We start from the raw sequence: 20,639 nt of genomic DNA, 5'->3' as shown, positions 1-20,639 counted from the left end.
TTTCCCTGCGGCTTGCCTGGTGGGCAGGCCGCAGAGAAAAGCGAAGAACAGAAAGAAGAGAAAGCAGCATGACCACTTCCATCAGCAGCCTGGGCGTCGGCTCCGGCCTCGACCTCTCGAGCCTTCTGACCCAACTCCAGACCGCGGAGAACCAGCCACTGCAGGACATCCAGACGCAGGCGACCAGCTACACCAGCAAGCTGTCGGCCTACGCGCAGATCCAGAGCGCCCTGAACACGCTCAAGACCGCCGGGGACAAGCTCGCAGACCCGACGCTCTTCAGCACGGTGAAGGCATCGGTGGGCAGCACCGACGTGCTTTCCGCCGTCACGGCGAGCAATGCCGTCGCGGGCAACTACGCCATCAGCGTCTCGCAGTTGGCGCAGTCGCAGTCGCTGGTTTCGACGGGACAGGCGAATTCGAAGACGGCGATTGGAAGCGGCACGATCACCATCCAGTTCGGATCGATCAGCGGCGGCTCGCTCGACACCACGACCGGCCAATACACCGGCGCCACCTTCGACGCGGATGCGAGCCGCACTGCCTTGTCGGTCACCGTCGGCGCCGGCACCAACACGCTCGAAGGCATTCGCGATGCGATCAACAAGGCAAACGCCGGCGTCACCGCCAGCGTGGTGAACGACGGCAGCGGCACGCCGTTCCGCCTGGTGCTCACCTCGACCCAGTCGGGCGCATCGTCGACCATGAAGATCTCTGTCGACGGTGACAGCGCGCTGCAAGGCCTGCTGGGCTACGACCCCGCAGGCACGCAATCGCTGCGGCAGACCGCGGCTGCGCAGGACGCCAAGCTCAACGTCAACGGCATCGACGTGGTCAGCGCGAGCAACAACGTTGCGGAGGCGATCCAGGGCACCACGCTGTCGCTGACGAAGGTCGGGACTAGCAGCCTGAGCATGACGACGGACACCTCGGTCGTGAGCTCCGCGGTCAATGCGTTCGTCAATGCCTACAACACCCTGCAGAGCACCGCGACGAGTCTCTCGGCCTACAACGCCGACACCAAGACCGGCGCGGCGCTGACGGGCGACCAGACCTTGCGCAACCTGCTGGCGCGAGTGCGCCAGACGCTGACCACGCCGCAGGGCGGCGGCCCGAACGACATGAAGGTGTTGTCCGAGGTCGGCATCTCGTTCCAGAAGGACGGCACGCTGGCGCTGGACGCGACCAAGCTCAGCAGCGCCATGACCAGGAACATGAATGGCGTCGCCGCCCTGTTCTCGAGCGCGAGCAACAGCACCGCGGGCTACGGCAAGCAGATCAGCGCGCTCGTCACGGACCTGACCTCGACCCAGGGCGCGCTGACTGCCGCCACCGACGGCGTGAACTCCACGCTGGACGATCTCAGCAAGCAATACAACGACATGCAGGACCGCGTCAACGCGACGATGGACCGCTATCGGACGCAGTTCACGCAGCTCGACGTGCTCGTCAGCAGCATGAACAACACCATGACCTACCTCAAGCAGCAGTTCGATGCGATGAGCAGCAGCAGCAAGTAGCCCGGATCGCGAGGAGACGACCATGTACACCCCCCACAGCTTCAGGACCGGCGCGAATGCCTATGCGCGCGTTGGTGTCGAATCCGGCGCGATGAGCGCGTCGCCGCATCAGCTGATCTGCATGCTGTTCGACGGCGCGCGCACGGCGATCGGCATGGCGCGACATCACCTTGCGGCCAACGACATCGCAGCCAAGGGCAAGGCGATCTCCAATGCCGTCAACATCGTCGACAACGGACTGAAGGCGAGCCTCGACGCCGAGGCAGCGGGCCCGGCCGGTGCCGAGCTGGTGCGCAATCTCTCTTCGCTCTACGACTACATCGTCCTGCGGCTGCTCCACGCCAACCTGCGCAACGACGCCACGGCGCTCGACGAAGCCGATGGCTTGCTCGACAACATCGCATCGGCCTGGCGCGAGATCGAAACCGGTCCCGCCGTGGCGGCCTGACATGCACGAGACCCAACGAATCCACAAGGGAAGAAATGGCTACCAGGAGTGAAGTCGTGCATTGCTACAGCCAGCTGGCCTCGAGCGTGTCGCTCATGGCCGAACTGGCGCGCGCGAAGGAATGGGGGCGGCTTCCTGCGTTGGAAGCCCAATGCGCGGTGATTGTCGACCGGCTGAAGGTTCTTCAGCCGCTGGAGACGCTCGATCCGACGCAGTTCGAAGAGACGCGGCGGCTCATCGAAAGCATCCGTGCCGACCAGGAGGAAGTGTGCGCGCTGGTCAAGCCGCAGATCGTGCAACTGATCGAGCGCATGAGCTTGCTGAGCCAGCAGCGCAGCCTCGGCAAGGCCTACGGCCCTGCGCACTGACCCGGTGAAATCGCCATGATCGGACTGTCCGGATTGATCGATTCCCTGCTGACCGCGAAGTCTTCGCCGCGGCCGGACGTGCTCGCGATCAAGGGTGAGACCGAGATCGGCGCGCCCGGTCCGGTGCTCGGCGTGGGCAGGGTCGACAACGACGTGCGGCTGCCGTCCAACGCGGCGCTCGACAGGTTGATTCCCGCTGGCAACGCGGGTGTGCCACATCTGGAAGGTGGGCCGGGATCGGTGCAGGCGGAGCTCTCAGTCGCGGCGCGCGTCATCAGCGCCGTGCTGGCGGATCTTCATGGCGATGCCGGTCCCGTGCGCGGCCCGGCGCCCGCATGGCCTTCCGTGCAGACGCCGTCCGCGGCCGTCCTCGCAAGGGCGCTTTCGCAGACGGTATCGGACAGCGGACTCTTCTATGAATCGCATCTGATCGAGTTCGCCGGCGGAACTCGCACGATCGAGCAGATGGCGCGCGAGCCGCAAGCGCAGTGGACACCGTTGACTTCGCCGAGCGCGGCCGACAGTGCGCCCGCGCCGCGTGCGGATGCGAGGCCACAGGCTGCGCCGCAGTTGCAGGGCGACCGATCGCCTGCTGCCGAGGTGATTCATCCACAAGCCGTGACGCTGGTGCACCAGCAACTCGATCTGCTGGCCACGGCCGTCTTCAGATGGAATGGACAGGCCTGGCCGGGCGTATCGATGGATTGGTCGATCCATCAGGAGATCGACGAACGCGAAGGTCGCGGTGCCACCGAAGAGGCGGAAGCGCCTCGACCATGGTCGACCATGGTATCGCTCGACTTGCCCCGGCTGGGTTCGGTGGACCTCCGCCTGAGCCTCGCCGGCCCGAGCGTGCAGGCACGACTGAAAGCGCGCGAAGCATCGACGATCGCGCGCTTGCGTGCCGACAGCGGCGAACTCTCGCTGCGTCTGCAGACAGCGGGGCTGCACCTGCAGGAATTTCGTGTCGATGCGATGGAGCAGCCATGAACCTCCCTGCGGACGAACGTCAAGGCGCGGTCGCGCTGTCCCGCGCGGATCCCTCGAAGGCGCCGGTCGTCGTGGCCAAGGGCTACGGCGTGGTGGCGGAATCGATCATGCGAGAGGCGAAGGCCAACGGGCTGTACGTCCATTCGTCGCCGGACCTGGTCAAGCTGCTCATGCAAGTGAACCTCGACCGGCAGATCCCGCCGCAGCTCTACCTCGCCGTGGCCGAGATCATGGTCTGGATCCATGGTCTCGAACGTGTCGCGGGCGCCCCGGCAGGGCGTTTGGCATGAAATATTTCACACTATTTATTTTGAATTGATACTTTTAGTTTCATGAAAATGAAAATTCATTGAATCGGGATTCTCAATTCGGATGTCATTTCGAGCACAGATCGGATTGTTAATACTTTACTAATACTTTAAATTGAACGACTCCGGATGTTTAACTGTATGAAATTTACTTACATCGTGCAGTGCAACGGTTTCTCTTTCAAGAGGTTCCTGACGGGCCTGTCAGAAAAGTCTCACTTTCCGAGATGACTGTCTGACAAGTGTTAAAGATGTTAAATTTTGTGTTTAGACTACATACTGAATCAAACGGAGTGCAGAGTGGAATTGGAAAATGACAGCGGCGTGACGAATGGCGAGATCTCGAAGGAGATCGGCGACATCAATCTCGCCTATATGCTGCTTGCACAAAAACTTGCCAAGCAAGATCGTGCCGCAGCAATGTATAGATTGGGTGTCGGTCGTGAGCTCGCGGATTTGTTGGCCAATATGTCGCTCACGCAAATCGTCAAATTGGCGGCTTCGAACTTTCTGCTTTGCAGCTTTCGCCTCGACGACCATCCCATGTTTGCGGTCTTCGGAGAGGGCAAGGACACGACGCTGCAGCAGGCGCACATGTCGATCCTCATGGCCGCGCGTCAAATGCAGGCGCGTGAAGCGGACGCATTGGCATGACAAAAAAGAGCGTTCTCGGCGAGGTTCGCCAGGTTCAATTGGCAATTGAGCTCATCGAGCTCGGCGCCCGCCTTCAATTCCTGGAGGCGGAAGTCGGACTCAGTCGTGAGCGCTTGATAAGGCTCTACAAGGAATTGAAAGGTGTTTCGCCGCCCAAGGGCCTTTTGCCGTTTTCAACGGACTGGTACATGACCTGGCTGGCCAATATCCACTCGTCCATGTTCTACAACATGTATCGCTTCATGCTGGTCGAAGCCAATGAAAGCGAACTCCAGGCATTGATCAAGAGTTATCGCCTTTATCTGGAGCAAATCGAGGCGCACGGCGGCGAAGTTGTGCTGGATTTCACGCGCGCCTACACCATGGTGCGTTTTTTCGACAGCGACATGCTCCAGTTGAGCACGTGCAGCCGGTGCGGCGGTCAATTCGTCGCCCACGCGCACGACAACAAGCGCGGTTACGTATGCGTTCTCTGCCGGCCGCCTTCGCGCGCGGGCAAGGCGCGCGGCCCGAGGCGCATCGGGGCGGATCACGAAGCGCGTTCCATTTCCGAGGCTCCCGACGCGTCGATCCCCGAGGTGGTCGAACCCGTCCTCGCGGCCGCCACGGGGACCGGCGCCCACTGAACAGTTCCTGGTCCGGGATCCAAGCTTTTTTGATTTGACGCCTGAGGGCAAAGGGGACGCGTGTGCTCGTGCTGGTTGGTTATCTGGTGGTCCTCGGGGCCGTGTTCGGGGGCTACGGCATCATGGGCGGGCATTTCGGCGTCCTGTTCCAGCCGGTCGAGTTGCTGATGATCGGCGGCTCCGCGCTCGGTGCCTTCATCGCGGGCAACAACGGCAAGGTCATCAAGGCGACCATGAAGGAACTGCCCTTGCTGTTGCGCTCGTCCAAGCACAACCGGCAGCTCTACATGGACTTGCTCGCGCTCCTGTATGAGCTGCTCGCCAAGGCGCGCAAGGAAGGGATGATGCGGCTGGAGACCGACGTCGAAAGCCCCGGCGAAAGCGAGATCTTCAATCGCTATCCATCGATCATGGCCGACGCCGGCGTGATGGAGTTCCTCTGCGACTACCTGCGCCTGGTCATCAGCGGCAACACCGACGCCTTCGAGATCGAGGCGCTGATGGACCATGAAATCGAAACCATCCGCCACGAAGCCGAAGTGCCTTCGCACAGTCTCGCGCGCGTGGCCGATGCGTTGCCTGCGCTGGGCATCGTCGCGGCGGTGCTGGGTGTGGTGCATGCGCTCGGTTCGGCCAACCTGCCGCCTTCGGAAATGGGCGCGCTGATTGCGCACGCGATGGTCGGTACCTTCCTCGGCGTGCTGCTGGCCTACGGCTTCGTGACGCCGCTGGCGACCGTCATCGACCAGAAGGTGGAGGAGGGCATGAAGGTCTACCAGTGCGCGAAGGTCACGCTGCTCGCAAGCCTGAACGGCTATGCACCGCAACTGGCCGTGGAGTTCGGGCGCAAGGTGCTCTTCTCGACCGAGCGTCCTTCCTTCATCGAACTGGACGACCACGTCCGCGAAGTGAAGGCGCGTTGAGCGCCGGGGCCGACTCAGCATGAGCGCAGACAAGAACCGCATCGTCGTGAAGCGTGTCGCCGCAGCCGGCGGCGGCGGCCATCACGGCGGCGGCTGGAAGATCGCCTATGCCGACTTCATGACGGCCATGATGGCCTTCTTCCTTGTCATGTGGCTCTTGTCCATTTCGTCGCCCAAGCAGCGCGAGGGCATCGCCGAGCACTTCCGCATGCCCTTGAAGGTCGCGCTGGCCGGCGGCGAGAAGAGCAGCCTGAGCACGAGCATGATTCCCGGCGGCGGCGCCGACATCGTGCAGACGGAAGGCGAAGTGAAGCTCTCCGACGCCGAGCGCGAAGAGATGGAAGACGCCGCGCGCCTTGCCGACATGAAGAAGCGGCTGGATTCCCTCATCGAGAACAGCCCGGTGTTCAAGCAGTTCCGTTCGCAGATCCTGATCGACATCACGACAGAAGGCCTTCGCCTGCAGATCGTCGACAGCGAGAAGCGCCCGATGTTCGATCTCGCCAGTGCACGCGTGGTGCCGCACATGCGCGCGATCCTGCGAGAGCTGGGGCCCACGCTCAACGACCTGCCGAACAAGATCACGCTGTCGGGCCATACCGATTCGATCGTCTACACCAACGGCGACAAGGCGTATGGCAACTGGGAGTTGTCCGCCGATCGCGCCAATGCGTCGCGCCGCGAACTGGTGACCGGCGGCATGACCGAGGGCAAGGTCCTTCGCGTCGTGGGCCTCGCCGACAGCATGCATCTGGACAACGCGGATCCGCGCAATCCGATCAATCGGCGCATCAGCATCATCCTGCTCAACCGGCAGACACAGGAGCGCATCGAACGCGAGAACAGCGGCGAAGTCGCCACGACCCGGGCCGGCACGTCGCTGTCCGCGGATGCCGGCAGCGACAACATGAAGTCGACGTCCTTCAAGCCTTCGGCCCCGACGCAATAACAGCGAACATCAAGATGGACCTCAGTCAGTTTTCCCAAGCATTCTTTGTCGAAGCGATCGAGCTTCTGGCGCAGATGGAGCAATTGCTCCTCGAAATCGACGTGGCGTCGCCGGACAGCGAGCAACTCAACGCCATCTTTCGCGCGGCCCATTCGATCAAGGGCGGCGCGGCCACCTTCGGCTTCGCCGCGCTGACCGAAACAACGCACTTGCTGGAGAACCTCCTGGACCGGGCACGCCATGGCCAACTGCGCCTGAGCGGTCCGATGATCGATGCCTTTTTGGAAACGAAGGACGCCTTGCTGGAACAACTCAACGCCTACCAGGCTGGCAAAGAACCCGAGCCTGCGAGAGTCGCGCAAATCTGTGCGGTGCTTCAGCAACTTGCGCTGGAAGACGGCAACGGCAATGACAGGCCCGTAGCCGCGCCCGTGTCCACGTCGGCGCCTGCACCTGTCGCTGCGCCGGTTGGTGCACCAGGTACCTTGCGCATCCGCCTGGCGCGCCTGTCGGAGAGCGAATGCGACCTGCTGGCGGACGAACTGGGCAACCTCGGCGAGGTCGTGTCGCGCACGCGCGCCAACGACCTGTTGACCGTGTTGCTCGAAACGACGTGCGAGCCGGACGACATCGTCGCGGTGTGCTGTTTCGTCATCGACGAATCGCAGATCGACATCGCACGTGAGCCCACCGGCGCGCCGCCCGCGAACGTGACGCCCGTGGCGCAGCTTTCCGAGGTCGCCAAGCCGCAGGCGCTTGCAGCCGCGCCGGTGGCGACAGCGCAAGCCGCTGCGCCGGGCGCCAAGGAATCCAGTTCGATCCGCGTGGACGTCGAGAAGGTCGACCAACTCATCAATCTCGTGGGCGAACTCGTCATCACGCAATCGATGCTCACGCAGGCGGCCACGATGCTGGACCCGGTGGCGTACGAGCGTTTCCTGAGCGGCCTCGGACATCTGGAACGCAACGCACGCGACCTCCAGGAATCGGTCATGTCCATCCGCATGATGCCGATGGACTATGTATTCAGCCGGTTCCCGCGCGTGATCCGCGATGTCAGCGCCAAGCTCGGCAAGCAGGTCCGGCTGGACACCTTCGGCAAGGAGACGGAGCTCGACAAGGGACTGATCGAACGCATCGTCGACCCGCTCACGCACCTGGTGCGCAACAGCCTCGACCACGGCATCGAGACGCCCGACATCCGGCTCGCCAAGGGCAAGGAGGCGACGGGCCAACTGCTGCTGTCCGCGCAGCATCACGGCGGCAACATCGTGATCGAGGTGAGCGATGACGGTGCCGGGCTGAACCGCGAGAAGATTCTCGCCAAGGCCATGCAACAGGGCCTGGCCGTGAACGAGTCGATGCCGGACGAGGAAGTCTGGCAATTGATCTTCGCGCCCGGCTTCTCGACGGCGGAGCAGATCACCGACATCTCCGGGCGCGGCGTCGGCATGGACGTGGTCAAGCGCAACATCCAGGAGATGGGCGGACACGTGGAAATCCACTCGCGCGGCGGACACGGCACCACGACGCGCATCGTGCTGCCGCTGACGCTGGCGATCCTCAACGGCATGTCCGTCAAGGTCGGCAACGAGGCCTACATCCTGCCTTTGAGCTACGTGATCGAGTCGCTGCAGCCGCTGCCGGAGCACCTGCATTCGATCACCAGCGACGGCCATGTCATCAAGGTGCGCGGCGAATACCTGCCGCTGATCGAACTGCACCGCGTGTTCGACGTGACTGGCGCGCAGGTGAACCCGACGCAGGGCATCCTCGTCATCGTGCAGGCCGACGACGCGCGCTTCGCGTTGCTGGTCGACGAACTGCTCGGCCAGCACCAGGTCGTGGTGAAGAACCTGGAGACCAACTACCGCAAGGTTCCCGGCATTTCCGCGGCGACCATCCTCGGCGACGGCAGCGTGGCTTTCATCATCGACGTCGCAGCGATGCCGCGCATCCAGCGCGCGCAAGCAGCGGGCGCGGCAGCGCTGGCCGGTGCTTCGAGGATGACGGCGATCGCGGCTTGAGCCTCTTCGACATCCACATGCATTGCCCCGGCCATCCTGTTGCGACGGGGTGCTTGATTCGAGCTTCTGACGGAGACCCCCGCAATGCGCTTTGATTTTTTCCGCCGTTCGACACCGATGGCTGACACGGTCGTTCCCGACTCCGCAGTGCGCCCGACCGATGAACCTGTCCAGCGGGACGCCGACGATGCGCTGCAGCCGTCCGAGGCCAACGGCTATGTGAGCTACACCCTGCAGCTTGACGCGCGGATGCGCGTCAAGGGCTATCGCTTCGGCTGGCGCGCTGTCGCTGGTGGGGCGGACGCATCCGACACCTCGGCGCAGTTCAGGGCGCTGCTTTCGTGCATCTCGAAGCATCTCATTTCCGCCAATGGCGGATGGCGCCTTGGGCAGTTGACCGCGTATTTCGATGTCACGGTCGATGCGCTCTTCCTGAACGAGCTCCAGAGCCTTCCGTCCGAGAACGTGGTCCTTTGCATGGACATCGAGGACATGGCGGATGCCGATACGCGCTCGATGCTTCTCTTCCTGCGTGAGCAGGGCTTCGGCTTCATGCTGCGCGATGCGCACGAGTTGCCGCAGGAGCCGGAGTTGCTGGAGATCATCACGCACCTCGACGTGGGGGCAGGCGACCCGGCGCTGATCGCCCGTATCCGCGACGCCGAACAGCCGGGTCGCCCGCCCATGCAGCTGCTCGCCACACGTATGAAGGGATGGGAAGACTTCGATGCCCTGGCCGCGCAGCGCGTGGATGTCTTCGTCGACGGCATGCAGGCCCGCCCGCCCGTGGAACCGACCAGCGACACGCTGCAGCCGGAGTCGGTGCTGATCGTGCGGCTCATGCAGATGCTTCAGCGCAACGAGAACGTGCGCTCGATCGAGTCGGCGCTGAAGCGCGACGCGGCACTGACCTACCGCCTGCTGCGCCACATCAATTCGCCGGCCATCGGCGCGGGTGTGGAGATCACGTCCTTGCGTCACGCGGTCGCGATGCTCGGCTACTCGCCGCTTTTCCGGTGGCTGTCGCTGCTGCTCGCCACCAGCAACAAGGCCAGCTCGCCGTTCATGATGAAGAAGGCCATCCTGCGTGGGCGCTTCGTCGAACTGATGGGGCAGGGCATGCTGCCGCCCAGCGAGTCCGACAACCTGTTCGTGGTCGGCATGCTTTCGCTCATCGACCAGTTGCTGGGCATCCCGATGGCGGAAGTGCTGGCCAAGGTTCAGCTGGCCGAATCGGTGCAGCAGGCGATTCTCTCCCGCGGGGGAGTCTACGCGCCGTTCCTCGCACTCGTCGAGGCCTGCGAGACGGATGGCGACGAGGCGGCGCGCCGCGCCGAGGCACTGTTCGTGAGTGCCGGCCAGGTCAATGCGGCGCATCTTGCCGCAATGGTCTGGTCGCACGAGGCAAGCGCACTCGACAGCGCCGATTGAGCGCACGTCGCGATATGCGCCCCAATTGCCCCGTTGATCGACCCATTGCAACGGGAACCCGCTATGTACATTGAAAGCCATGCACAGACATCGGCCGTGAACACTGAATTTCTCTTCACCGATAGCGACTTCTCGAAGATCAGGACGCTCATCCATCGCCGCGCAGGTATCGCGCTCGGCGAGCAGAAGCGGCAGATGGTCTACAGCCGTCTCTCGCGTCGTCTGCGAGAACTTCAACTCGCGGGGTTTTCGTCGTATCTCGACTTGCTGGAATCTCGCCAGGACGGTGAGGAATGGCAGTCGTTCATCAACTCGCTGACGACCAACCTGACCTCCTTCTTCCGTGAGGCGCATCACTTTCCGGTGCTGGCCGCACATGTGCGCAAGGTTCAGCAGCCTGTCACCGTCTGGTGCTCGGCAGCGTCGACCGGCGAGGAACCCTATTCGATCGCGATCACGCTGATCGAAGCACTTGGCGAACGCGCGGGTTCGGCGAAGGTGATCGCGACCGACATCGACACGGCCGTGCTCGCGAAGGCTTCCGCCGGCGTGTTCACCAATGAGCAGGTCGCACGGCTGTCGCCTGAACGCCTGCGGCGCTTCTTCAACAAGGGCACCGGATCGAACGCCGGCAAGGTGCGCATCCGTCCCGAAGTGGCGGCGATGGTGAAGTTGTCGCGGCTCAACCTGCTTGACCCGTCCTGGTCGGTGAAGGAGCCGGTGGACGCGATCTTCTGCCGCAACGTGATGATCTACTTCGACAAGCCGACGCAGAAGAAGGTGCTGGACCGCTTCGCGCCGCTGCTGAAGCCAGGTGGCTTGCTGTTTGCCGGTCACTCCGAGAACGCCTCGCTTGTGAACCAGACCTTCAAACCGCTCGGCCATACCGTGTATGAACTCGCGCGGGGCAGCGCCAAGGGGCCTCCATGAGTGCCGTGCCGGGCGCGGTGGCGACCCATCACTACTTCGATCGCGACGTCGGCGAGATGGCGGTGAAGCTGCTGCCGTCGGAGTACTACGTGACCACGACCGACACCGTGCTCACGACCGTGCTGGGTTCCTGCGTGTCGGCCTGCATCGTCGACATCGACAACGGCGTCGCGGGCATGAACCATTTCATGCTGCCCGAGGATGGCGAGGCCACGGCGCGGGACCAGACCGAATCGATGCGCTACGGGGCCTACGCGATGGATGTGCTCATTCGCGAGCTCATCCGCTCGGGTGCACGCCGCGACCGCCTGCAGGCCAAGGTGTTCGGCGGCGCCGCGGTGCTCGCGAACATGACCACGCTCAACATTGGCGACCGCAACGCGGACTTCGTGCTGCGCTACTTGAACGCCGAGCGCATCAGCGTCGCCGCGCAGGACTTGCGCGGACAGCACGCGCGCCGCGTGTGCTTCATGCCGGCCAGCGGCAAGGCGGTGGTGCGAAAGCTTCGCGGGCAAGCCGGCGTGCGGCTCGTTCAGAAAGAGGAAGGCGAGCTTCTCCGCAAGCTGGGCGCGCCTCGCGCGGGCGTCATCCCTTACAGATCCAACAATGCCACGGCCGAGGCGATGTCCGTGGTCAAGAACAAAGGAAGCTGGTGAGCGCGAACAAGATCAAGGTGCTGTGCGTCGACGATTCGGCGCTGATACGCAGCGTGATGACCGAAATCATCAACAGCCAGCCCGACATGGTCGTCGTCGGCACCGCGGCCGATCCGCTGGTGGCTCGCGACCTCATCAAGGTGACGAACCCCGATGTGTTGACGCTGGACGTCGAGATGCCGCGCATGGACGGTCTCGAATTCCTCGACAAGCTCATGCGCCTGCGGCCGATGCCTGTGGTCATGGTGTCCTCGCTGACCGAGCGCGGCTCGGAGATCGCGCTGCGCGCGCTGGAACTGGGCGCCATCGATTTCGTCACCAAGCCGCGTCTCGGCGTGCGCGACGGGTTGCTCAACTACACCGAGCTGATCACCGGAAAGATCCGGACGGCCTCCGCCGCGCGCCTGCTGCCTGCACGTCACAGCGGATCGGCGAAATCGACGGCCGAGGCGCCCCAGGAGGCGCCGCTGCGCAGCCCGCTGCTGAGCACCGAGAAGCTGATCATCATCGGCGCCTCGACCGGTGGCACCGAGGCGATCCGCGAGGTGCTGCAGCCGTTGCCGCCGGACTGCCCGGCCGTGCTCATCGCACAGCACATGCCGGCGGGATTCACGCGTTCCTTCGCGCAGCGGCTGGACGGCCTCTGCCGCATCACCGTCAAGGAAGCGGAGCACGGCGAGCGTGTGCTGCCGGGCTATGCATACATCGCGCCCGGCGCATTCCATCTTTCGCTTGCTCGCAGCGGCGCGAACTACGTCGCGCATCTCGACCAGGAGCCGCCGGTGAATCGCCATCGGCCGTCGATCGACGTGCTGTTCGACTCGGCCGCCAGGCACGCGGGCAAGAACGCCATTGGAATGATCCTCACGGGCATGGGCAAGGACGGCGCCGAAGGCTTGCTGCGAATGAAGCGGGCCGGCGCCTACACCCTGGCACAGGACGAGGCGAGCTGTGTCGTCTTCGGCATGCCGAAGGAGGCGATCGCATTGGGCGCGGCTGACGAAGTCGCGCCGCTGGGAGAGATGAGCCGGCGCGTGCTGGCCCATCTTCGCACCTTCGGTGCGCGAACGAATCGGGTTTGAAAAACGAACTGTTGGAGTGAGAGAAATCGTGATCGACAAGAGCATCAAAATTTTGGTTGTGGACGACTTCCCGACCATGCGCCGCATCGTGCGCAATCTTCTGAAGGAACTCGAGTTCCTCAACGTCGACGAGGCGGAAGACGGCGCGGCCGGCATCGAGAAGTTGCGCGGCGGCAATTTCGGTTTCGTCGTCTCGGACTGGAACATGCCCAACATGGACGGCCTGACGATGCTGCAGACCATCCGCGCCGATCCCGATCTGGCCAAGCTGCCGGTGTTGATGGTCACGGCGGAGGCCAAGAAGGAAAACATCGTTGCAGCGGCGCAGGCTGGTGCAAATGGCTATGTGGTCAAGCCCTTCACCGCTGCAACGCTCGAAGAAAAGATCACCAAGATCTTCGAGAAGCTCAACAAGTAAGGGGCATGCCATGAACCCAAACCCCTCCGACACCGAACAGGGGAACACCGCCGAAGAGTTGCTGGGCCGCATCGGGCAATTGACGCGTCAGTTGCGTGAAGGCATGCGCGAGCTGGGCCTCGACAAGCAGGTGGAAAAGGCCGCGCAGGCCATTCCCGGCGCACGGGACCGGCTGAACTACGTGGCCGAGACCACCGAGCGCGCGGCGCATCGTGCGCTCAACGCCATCGACGTCGCGCAACCGCTCCAGGAAGGCCTCGCGAACGATGCGAAGGGGCTGAGCAAGCGCTGGGACGAGTGGTTCGCGAATCCGATCGAACTGGACTACGCCCGCGAGCTGGTGATGGACACCCGCGACTACCTGCAGGATGTGCCGCAGAAGGCCGGCGCGATCAACACGCAGCTCATGGAGATCCTCATGGCGCAGGACTTTCAGGATCTGACCGGGCAGGTCATCAAGAAGATGATGGAAGTGGTCAACGAGGTCGAAACGCAACTCCTGCAGGTGCTGATCGACAACTCGCCGGCCGAGAAACGCCAGGAAATCAGCAGCAGCAACCTGCTGAACGGGCCACAGATCACACCGGGCAACCCCGATGCCGTGACCGATCAGTCGCAGGTCGACGACCTGCTTGAGAGCCTCGGTTTCTGACCACTTGATTCGCAGAGAAGGAGGGCGATAGCACGCTTGATCGGGCGATTGTTCCGGCCCCTTGAATCGAATAATCAGCCATGGCTGAGGAAAGCGATCTCGAAAAAACGGAACCTGCTTCTGCGCGACGCCTGGAGAAGGCGCGCGAAGAAGGCAACGTGGCCCGCTCGCGCGAGCTGACCACACTGGTCATGCTGGGCACCGCCATCGGCGGCCTGTGGTTCACGGCAGCGTCTCTCGGGGGCACCCTCGACGCCGCGCTGCGAAAGGGCCTGCACTTCGAACGTGACGCGGTGTTCGACCCGTCCCAGATGATGTTGCGGACCGGGGCGATGGCGCTCCAGACGCTGCTGGCGCTGGCCCCGCTCTTCGCGATGATGGTGGTGGCCGCGGTGGTCGCGCCGATGTTGCTTGGCGGTTGGCTGTTCTCGGGCAAGGCGGTCTCGCCCAACTTCGGCAAGCTCGATCCGTTCGCCGGCATCGTGCGCATGTTCTCCACGCAATCGCTCGTCGAGTTGACCAAGGCGCTGGCCAAGTCGGCGCTGATCGGCGGCGTGGCGTACCTGGTCATCTCCCGCAACATCGACGGCGTGATGCAGCTGATGGCGCTGCCGGTGAGTGCCGCGCTGCCGCAGACCATCATGTTCGTCGGGCGCAACTGCGCATTGATTGCGGCCGCGCTCCTGCTTGTGGCGCTGATCGATGTGCCCTGGCAGCTGTGGACCTACTACCGCAAGCTGCGCATGTCGCGCGAAGACCTTCGCCAGGAACACAAGGAGAGCGAGGGCGATCCGCACATCAAGGCGCAGATCCGCCGCCAGCAGCAGGCGATGGCGCGGCGCCGGATGATGTCCGAGGTGCCGAAGGCCGACATCGTGGTGACGAACCCGACGCACTTCGCGGTCGCGCTCAAGTATGTCGACAGCGATATGCGCGCGCCGCGCGTGGTGGCCAAAGGGACCGACCAGGTGGCGCTGCGCATCCGCGAGATCGCCGCGGCGAACAAGGTCGCGATCCTCGAGGCGCCGCCGCTCACTCGGGCGCTCTACAAGCACACGAAGCTCGGCGACGAGATCCCGTCGGGCCTCTACACGGCGGTGGCCGAGGTGCTTGCATGGGTCTACCAGCTCAAGCGCTGGAAGGACGAAGGCGGCGAAGCGCCGCGCACGCCCAAGGACCTGCCGATTCCCGAATCACTCGAATACACGCTGAAGGCCGCATGAACTCCATGGCAAACCTCATGCGTCTGCCGACGCAATTGTTCTCCGGCAACCAGTTCAAGGGACTGGCGGGGCCGATTCTCATCATCATGATCCTGAGCATGATGGTGCTGCCGCTGCCGGCCTTCCTGCTGGATCTGCTGTTCACCTTCAACATTGCGATGTCCGTGATGGTGCTGCTGGTCAGCATGTACACGATGAAGGCGCTCGACTTTGCTGCCTTCCCCGCCGTGCTGCTGTTCTCGACGCTGTTGCGGCTGTCGCTCAATGTGGCTTCCACCCGCGTGGTGCTGATGCATGGTCACACCGGGCCGGATGCGGCGGGCAAGGTCATCGAGGCGTTCGGGCACTTCCTGGTCGGCGGCAACTTCGCGGTCGGCGTGATGGTCTTCATCATCCTGGTGCTCATCAACTTCATGGTGATCACCAAGGGCGCAGGCCGTATTGCCGAGGTCGGCGCGCGCTTCATGCTCGATGCGATGCCGGGCAAGCAGATGGCCATCGACGCCGACCTGAATGCCGGCCTGATCGGCGAAGATGTCGCACGCAAGCGCCGCACCGAGGTCGCGCAGGAAGCCGACTTCTACGGCTCGATGGACGGTGCGAGCAAGTTCGTGCGCGGTGATGCCGTTGCGGGCCTGCTGATCATGGTCATCAACATCATCGGCGGCCTCGTGGTCGGCGTCGTCCAGCATGGCCTGGATTTCTCGACCGCCGGCACGACCTACACGCTGCTCGCGATCGGCGACGGGCTCGTCGCGCAGATTCCGGCACTGGTGATCTCCACTGCGGCCGGTGTGATCGTGTCGCGCGTCACGACCGATGAAGACGTGGGCCGCCAGCTGACCGGCCAGCTCTTCTCCAATCCGCAAGTGCTCTTCCTGACGGCCGGCATCATCGGCCTGATGGGGATGATCCCCGGCATGCCGAATCTGGCCTTCCTGCTGATCGCCGGAGGCCTCGCCTGGGCAGGCCGGCGCGTGCTCCTTCGCAAACCGGTGCAGACGGCGCAGCAGGTCGCGGCCGCGCAGGCCGCCGTGGTGCCATCGACCGAAACGACCGAGGCCACATGGGACGACATCGCGCTGGTCGATCCGCTGGGCATGGAAGTCGGCTACCGCCTGATCCCGCTGGTGGACCAGTCGCAGCACGGCGAACTGCTCGGCCGCATCAAGAGCATCCGCAAGAAGATCGCGCAGGAGATCGGCTTCCTGGTGCCGGTGGTCCACATCCGCGACAACCTGGAGATCAAGCCCAACAGCTATGTCATCAGCCTGAAGGGTGTGGAGATCGGACGGGGCGAGGCCTTCCCCAATCAGTGGATGGCGATCAATCCGGGGCAGGTCACCGGCACCTTGACCGGCACCGTGACGCAGGACCCGGCCTTCGGCCTGCCCGCGGTGTGGATCGACGGCAATCTCCGGCAGCAGGCGCAGATCTACGGCTACACGGTGGTCGATGCCTGCACGGTGATGGCGACGCACCTGAATCACCTGATCCAGACCCACGCCGCCGAGTTGCTTGGCCGCCAGGAAGTGCAGCAGTTGATCGACCAGATCGCCAAGACGGCGCCCAAGCTCACCGAGGACCTTGTGCCGAAGGTCGTGTCGCTGAGCACGCTGCACAAGGTGCTGCAGAACCTGCTCGACGAGGAAGTGTCGATCCGCGACATGCGCACCATCCTCGACGTGATGGCCGAGCACGCGCCGACCGTGAAGGATGCGACCGAACTCACGACGCTGACGCGCCTTGCGCTCGGCCGCGCCATCGTGCAGCAACTGTTCCCGGGCGATACGGAATTGCAGGTCATCGGACTCGACGGCTCGCTCGACGGCGTGCTGCAGCAGGCCATGACCAGCAGCAGCGGCATCGAGCCGGGTCTCGCCGACAACCTGCTGCGCCAGACGCAGGCCGCCATCGCACGACAGGAGCAGATGGGCCTCGCGCCGGTGCTCGTGGCTCAACACGGCCTGCGCGTGCTGCTGTCTCGTTTCCTGCGGCGCAGCCTGCCGCAACTCAAGGTGCTCTCCCATGCGGAGATCCCTGACGCTCGCAATATCAAGATCACCGCCACCATTGGAGGAAGAGGTTGAGTATTTCCACAGACGTGCGGGCCACGGCTCGCAAATTCGTTGCCGCGACCAGTCGCGAAGCATTGCGCCTGGTGCGCGAAGCCCTCGGCGCCGAGGCCATCGTGCTGAGCAACCGTGCGTTGCCCGACGGCGTCGAGATCGTGGCCATGGCCGAAGGCGAAGTCGCGCAGGCGCTTGAAAGCGTGGCGCCCATGGTGGCCGCGAAGGCGCCGGTGCCTGTCGTGCCCGACACGCCGGCTCAGCCGGTTGCGGCGATCACGGCCGTTGCCTCCGCCGTGACTGCGGCGACGGCGAAGTCCGAACCGCAACCTGCCACTGTCCACACCGACGTCGTTCTCAACGAACTGCATTCGATGCGCGGCATGCTCGAAGAGCAGCTTGCGAGCGTCGTCTGGAACGACAAGCAGCGCCAGGACCCGGTGCGCGGCCGCCTGCTGCGCACGCTGCTCGGCGCCGGCTTCAGCGCACGGCTGTCGAAGGCCATGCTGGAGAAGCTGCCCACGGGCCAGACCTACGCGCAAGGCATGACTTTCGCACGTGCCGAGTTGATTCGCGCGGTGCCCGTGTTCGAGGATGAGGATGCCCTTTTGGCGCAAGGCGGCGTCTATGCGCTGATGGGGCCCACCGGCGTCGGCAAGACCACGACGACGGCCAAGCTGGCGGCACGCTGCGTGATGCGCTTCGGCGCCGACAAGCTCGCGCTGGTCACCACCGACAGCTACCGGATCGGCGCCTACGAGCAACTGCGCATCTACGGCCAGATCCTCAACGTGCCGGTGTACGGCGTGAAGGATGCCGCCGACCTGCACCTGGTGCTGCAGGATCTGCGCGACAAGCACATGGTGCTCATCGACACGGTCGGCATGAGCCAGCGCGACCGCGCCGTCTCGGACCAGATCGCGATGCTGTGCAACAGCCATCGCCCGGTCAAGCGGCTGCTGCTGTTGAATGCGACCAGCCACGGCGACACGCTCAATGAAGTGGTGCACGCCTATCGCCACGGCGGCAGCAACGAGTTGGCGGGCTGCATCTTCACCAAGGTCGACGAAGCCACGCATCCCGGCGCGCTCATCGACACCGTGATCCGCCATCGGCTGCCGGTGCACTACATCTCCAGCGGCCAGAAGGTGCCGGAAAACCTGATGCCCGCTGATCGCGCGCAACTGGTGGACAGCGTGTTCCAGCCTCGCCGGCACAACCCGTTGTTCGTGCCCGCGGAGATCGACATGCAGGACGAGCCTTCGGGCGTCGCGCCGTCGGCACAGGTCGTGCAGGCACGGGCGGAGGCCGACCGGCTCCGCGTGCAATACCAGAACCTCATTCGTGCCATGGCACACGACGCGCAGGAACTGGCGACCGTGGCCGGCGCGCTCGCGGGCGCACCGATCGGCTTCGAGGCCGCGCGCCGCTTCTGGCGTAACGCGGGCGACGAGAACATCGGGCACAAGGCCGTGCTGCAGGATCTGATGGTGCACGCCCGCGGCGAGGTCGCGGGCGGCTGCGACAAGCATGTGCTCGCGTTGAGCGGACAGGTCGGCCTCCGCTCGAACGAAGGCGGCGACGCCTACGAGTGCCAGAGCAGTCTCCTGCTGTCGGACCGCAGCGGCCAGCCGCTTTCGGCGCCGAACCAATGGCTGGCGACGGCGGCTGTCCGAGGCGGCGCAGACACTCGACGCAAGCCCGGTACGCGGCAAGTGCAATGGCTGCGCCAGCAGGACCTCGGCAAGTCGGTCGTGCACATGCTGCCCCGGCTACCCGCCGTCGAGATCATCGCCGAGTGGCAGGCGCAAGGACAGAAATGGCTCGCGCGCGCACCGGGTTCGACCGGTGTGATCGATCCGCAGACCGGTGCGTCGAGCACGCTGGCGCGCGTCGAATACGCGTTCGGCGAGGCGAGGGTGGTCATGTTCCGTGGCAAGGCCGCGATGCAGTGCGAAGCCCATGCGGAAGTGCAGCTTCGCGTAGGCCCGGACAAGTCCGCGCCGCCGACGCTGCGCTGCGTGGTGACGCGCATGACCGACGCACACGGGCACAAGATCATTGCGCAGAGTTACGTGCTGACGAACGTCGGCATGCAGGTTCCGGCGCGGCAACTCGCGCAATGGCAGGCATGGGCCGCCGATGCGGATCCGTGCTTCCGCCTGCTCCGCCAGGGCGTGCAACTGGTGGGCGGCATCGGCGAACTGGGCGACCCCGACATGATGAAGCGGCTGCTGATCGCCGGCCAGGTCAGCACGACGGTCTGGCGTCTGCTGCACGCGAGCGGCGAATGGGCCGACCGCACGCGCGGGCTGCTCAACCAATTGACCGGACGTCCCGTGCGATCGAGCCGGCCTCTCACCGGCAACGCGTTGTATGGGGGCGTGAGCAAGCTCTTTCTGCTGCTGGAGGCGCTGGGCACTGAATCCACCGCGCCGACCCAGCAACCCAGGGCCGCGGAGAAGCAAGATTGAGGAGCGCTGCATGACCAAGCTGGTGACAGATCAGGCGGACGGGCTGCGCCGTCTCTTGTCGCACACGCCCACGCGTGTCATTGCCGTTGCGGGCATGCGTCGCGGCGACGGTGCCACGACGGCGGCCATGAACCTGGGCGCGGCCCTGGTGCATCAAGGCAAGGACGTGCTGCTGATCGATGAACACCGTCCGGCTGCGGATTCCATCGCCGCCCTGTGGGCGGTCGATCCACCCGGCGTGCTGGCCGACGTGGCCGAGCGTCGGCTGACCTGTGCCGGTGCGGCGGCTCGCGCGGCCTGCGGCGTCGACGTGCTCCCCGCGCCGATCGGCATGAGTCATTCCCGGATCGACCCGCGCACACTCTGTCGCGGGGGCGTGGTCCTGATCGATGCGGCATTCGACGACGAGGGACGGCTGTCGACGCTGGTGCAGCGCGCGGACGAACTGGTGCTCGTGCTCCAACCCAACGCCGCTTCCGTCACTACGGCGTATGCGGGCATCAAGAGGCTGCATTACGCGCATGGCCTGAAGCAGTTGCGCTTTCTGGTGAATGGCGCATCGAGCCCCGACGAGGCGCGTACGGTCATGGGCAACCTGGCCAACACCGGCAGCCGCTACCTCGCGGTATCGCTGGAGCCCGCCGGTTGGGTTCGCGCCGATGCGCACCTCGCCGATGCACGGCGGCTGGGCCAGACGGTGGTGGAGGCCTTTGCCGCGAGCCCGGCTGCGGTGGACTTCCGGCGCGTTGCCGGCGACATGAGTCTGTGGCCATGGCGCATGCAGGAGGCATCCACGCGCGAACGCCGCATGGCAAGGCCGGCTGCCGGTGCGCTCCGCGCGACGCGCACAGCCGTCGCCTGAACAGCGAAACCTGAACAACGGAACAAGGA

General features: G+C 64.4%; 20 protein-coding genes. All 20 read left to right on the top strand.

Annotated features, from left to right (window positions below):
- Positions 1 to 68: 68 nt before the first annotated feature.
- The 20 genes from fliD to AC1DHL_RS28020 all read left to right on the top strand — a co-directional run bounded on the left by fliD (position 69) and on the right by AC1DHL_RS28020 (position 20,610).
- A complete protein-coding gene (gene fliD, locus AC1DHL_RS28115) occupies positions 69 to 1,520 on the top strand; it encodes a flagellar filament capping protein FliD (protein WP_478164124.1) in 1,452 nt (483 codons plus the stop codon).
- 22 nt (positions 1,521 to 1,542) lie between these two features.
- Positions 1,543 to 1,968, top strand: a complete 426-nt coding sequence (fliS, locus tag AC1DHL_RS28110; RefSeq protein ID WP_478164123.1) for a flagellar export chaperone FliS — start codon at positions 1,543 to 1,545, stop codon at positions 1,966 to 1,968.
- A 35-nt stretch (positions 1,969 to 2,003) separates the two neighbouring features.
- On the top strand, positions 2,004 to 2,336 hold the full coding sequence (locus tag AC1DHL_RS28105; protein ID WP_478105203.1) for a flagellar protein FliT: 333 nt from the start codon (positions 2,004 to 2,006) through the stop codon (positions 2,334 to 2,336).
- 15 nt (positions 2,337 to 2,351) lie between these two features.
- A complete protein-coding gene (gene fliK, locus AC1DHL_RS28100) occupies positions 2,352 to 3,326 on the top strand; it encodes a flagellar hook-length control protein FliK (RefSeq protein WP_478164122.1) in 975 nt (324 codons plus the stop codon).
- Positions 3,323 to 3,616 carry an EscU/YscU/HrcU family type III secretion system export apparatus switch protein gene (locus tag AC1DHL_RS28095; RefSeq protein WP_478105199.1) on the top strand — a complete coding sequence of 98 codons (294 nt, stop codon included), beginning with the start codon at positions 3,323 to 3,325 and terminating at the stop codon, positions 3,614 to 3,616. Before fliK ends, AC1DHL_RS28095 begins: the two co-directional genes overlap by 4 nt.
- Before the next feature lie 318 nt (positions 3,617 to 3,934).
- On the top strand, positions 3,935 to 4,288 hold the full coding sequence (gene flhD, locus AC1DHL_RS28090; protein ID WP_478105198.1) for a flagellar transcriptional regulator FlhD: 354 nt from the start codon (positions 3,935 to 3,937) through the stop codon (positions 4,286 to 4,288).
- On the top strand, positions 4,285 to 4,914 hold the full coding sequence (gene flhC, locus AC1DHL_RS28085; RefSeq protein WP_478164121.1) for a flagellar transcriptional regulator FlhC: 630 nt from the start codon (positions 4,285 to 4,287) through the stop codon (positions 4,912 to 4,914). The genes flhD and flhC overlap by 4 nt, the downstream gene beginning before the upstream one ends.
- Before the next feature lie 62 nt (positions 4,915 to 4,976).
- The gene (motA, locus tag AC1DHL_RS28080) at positions 4,977 to 5,837 is read left to right on the top strand and encodes a flagellar motor stator protein MotA (protein ID WP_478105195.1); all 861 of its coding nucleotides are present in this window, start codon (positions 4,977 to 4,979) and stop codon (positions 5,835 to 5,837) included.
- Between the two features lie 19 nt (positions 5,838 to 5,856).
- Complete coding sequence (motB, locus tag AC1DHL_RS28075; protein ID WP_478164120.1) at positions 5,857 to 6,786, top strand: flagellar motor protein MotB; 930 nt, start codon at positions 5,857 to 5,859, stop codon at positions 6,784 to 6,786.
- Positions 6,787 to 6,800: 14 nt separating this feature from the next.
- On the top strand, positions 6,801 to 8,813 hold the full coding sequence (cheA, locus tag AC1DHL_RS28070) for a chemotaxis protein CheA (RefSeq protein WP_478164119.1): 2,013 nt from the start codon (positions 6,801 to 6,803) through the stop codon (positions 8,811 to 8,813).
- A gap of 84 nt (positions 8,814 to 8,897) precedes the next feature.
- Positions 8,898 to 10,244 (top strand): EAL and HDOD domain-containing protein, encoded by a 1,347-nt coding sequence (locus AC1DHL_RS28065; protein WP_478164118.1) that lies wholly within the window; start codon positions 8,898 to 8,900, stop codon positions 10,242 to 10,244.
- 96 nt (positions 10,245 to 10,340) lie between these two features.
- Entirely contained in the window at positions 10,341 to 11,174 is an 834-nt protein-coding gene (locus AC1DHL_RS28060) for a CheR family methyltransferase (protein WP_478164117.1), read from the top strand.
- Positions 11,171 to 11,830 carry a chemoreceptor glutamine deamidase CheD gene (gene cheD / locus AC1DHL_RS28055; protein ID WP_478105185.1) on the top strand — a complete coding sequence of 220 codons (660 nt, stop codon included), beginning with the start codon at positions 11,171 to 11,173 and terminating at the stop codon, positions 11,828 to 11,830. The genes AC1DHL_RS28060 and cheD overlap by 4 nt, the downstream gene beginning before the upstream one ends.
- A 56-nt stretch (positions 11,831 to 11,886) precedes the next feature.
- On the top strand, positions 11,887 to 12,912 hold the full coding sequence (locus tag AC1DHL_RS28050; protein ID WP_478105232.1) for a protein-glutamate methylesterase/protein-glutamine glutaminase: 1,026 nt from the start codon (positions 11,887 to 11,889) through the stop codon (positions 12,910 to 12,912).
- Positions 12,913 to 12,943: 31 nt separating this feature from the next.
- Positions 12,944 to 13,330 (top strand): chemotaxis response regulator CheY, encoded by a 387-nt coding sequence (gene cheY, locus AC1DHL_RS28045; RefSeq protein ID WP_478105231.1) that lies wholly within the window; start codon positions 12,944 to 12,946, stop codon positions 13,328 to 13,330.
- A gap of 10 nt (positions 13,331 to 13,340) precedes the next feature.
- The gene (gene cheZ / locus AC1DHL_RS28040; RefSeq protein WP_478164116.1) at positions 13,341 to 13,982 is read left to right on the top strand and encodes a protein phosphatase CheZ; all 642 of its coding nucleotides are present in this window, start codon (positions 13,341 to 13,343) and stop codon (positions 13,980 to 13,982) included.
- Between the two features lie 80 nt (positions 13,983 to 14,062).
- Positions 14,063 to 15,205: a flagellar biosynthesis protein FlhB gene (gene flhB / locus AC1DHL_RS28035; protein ID WP_478105182.1), complete on the top strand. Its 1,143-nt coding sequence runs from the start codon at positions 14,063 to 14,065 to the stop codon at positions 15,203 to 15,205.
- Entirely contained in the window at positions 15,202 to 17,295 is a 2,094-nt protein-coding gene (gene flhA, locus AC1DHL_RS28030; RefSeq protein WP_478105181.1) for a flagellar biosynthesis protein FlhA, read from the top strand. Before flhB ends, flhA begins: the two co-directional genes overlap by 4 nt.
- A complete protein-coding gene (gene flhF / locus AC1DHL_RS28025; protein WP_478105180.1) occupies positions 17,292 to 19,748 on the top strand; it encodes a flagellar biosynthesis protein FlhF in 2,457 nt (818 codons plus the stop codon). The genes flhA and flhF overlap by 4 nt, the downstream gene beginning before the upstream one ends.
- A gap of 10 nt (positions 19,749 to 19,758) precedes the next feature.
- Entirely contained in the window at positions 19,759 to 20,610 is an 852-nt protein-coding gene (locus tag AC1DHL_RS28020; RefSeq protein ID WP_478105178.1) for a MinD/ParA family ATP-binding protein, read from the top strand.
- The last annotated feature ends 29 nt before the right edge of the window (positions 20,611 to 20,639 follow it).

The sequence above is a fragment of the Variovorax sp. 10L426 genome, assembly GCF_056395305.1.
This window is presented reverse-complemented; position numbering and strand designations above follow the sequence as displayed.

Bases quoted from the DNA above. Each gene is read 5' to 3' on its own strand.
- flhC (WP_478164121.1), top strand. From the start codon at position 4,285: ATGACAAAAAAGAGCGTTCTCGGCGAGGTTCGCCAGGTTCAATTGGCA.
- cheZ (WP_478164116.1), top strand. From the start codon at position 13,341: ATGAACCCAAACCCCTCCGACACCGAACAGGGGAACACCGCCGAAGAG.
- flhA (WP_478105181.1), top strand. From the start codon at position 15,202: ATGAACTCCATGGCAAACCTCATGCGTCTGCCGACGCAATTGTTCTCC.
- AC1DHL_RS28105 (WP_478105203.1), top strand. From the start codon at position 2,004: ATGGCTACCAGGAGTGAAGTCGTGCATTGCTACAGCCAGCTGGCCTCG.
- AC1DHL_RS28050 (WP_478105232.1), top strand. From the start codon at position 11,887: ATGACCGAAATCATCAACAGCCAGCCCGACATGGTCGTCGTCGGCACC.
- motB (WP_478164120.1), top strand. From the start codon at position 5,857: ATGAGCGCAGACAAGAACCGCATCGTCGTGAAGCGTGTCGCCGCAGCC.
- AC1DHL_RS28065 (WP_478164118.1), top strand. From the start codon at position 8,898: ATGCGCTTTGATTTTTTCCGCCGTTCGACACCGATGGCTGACACGGTC.
- cheA (WP_478164119.1), top strand. From the start codon at position 6,801: ATGGACCTCAGTCAGTTTTCCCAAGCATTCTTTGTCGAAGCGATCGAG.
- fliD (WP_478164124.1), top strand. From the start codon at position 69: ATGACCACTTCCATCAGCAGCCTGGGCGTCGGCTCCGGCCTCGACCTC.
- fliK (WP_478164122.1), top strand. From the start codon at position 2,352: ATGATCGGACTGTCCGGATTGATCGATTCCCTGCTGACCGCGAAGTCT.
- fliS (WP_478164123.1), top strand. From the start codon at position 1,543: ATGTACACCCCCCACAGCTTCAGGACCGGCGCGAATGCCTATGCGCGC.
- flhB (WP_478105182.1), top strand. From the start codon at position 14,063: ATGGCTGAGGAAAGCGATCTCGAAAAAACGGAACCTGCTTCTGCGCGA.
- cheD (WP_478105185.1), top strand. From the start codon at position 11,171: ATGAGTGCCGTGCCGGGCGCGGTGGCGACCCATCACTACTTCGATCGC.
- AC1DHL_RS28020 (WP_478105178.1), top strand. From the start codon at position 19,759: ATGACCAAGCTGGTGACAGATCAGGCGGACGGGCTGCGCCGTCTCTTG.
- AC1DHL_RS28095 (WP_478105199.1), top strand. From the start codon at position 3,323: ATGAACCTCCCTGCGGACGAACGTCAAGGCGCGGTCGCGCTGTCCCGC.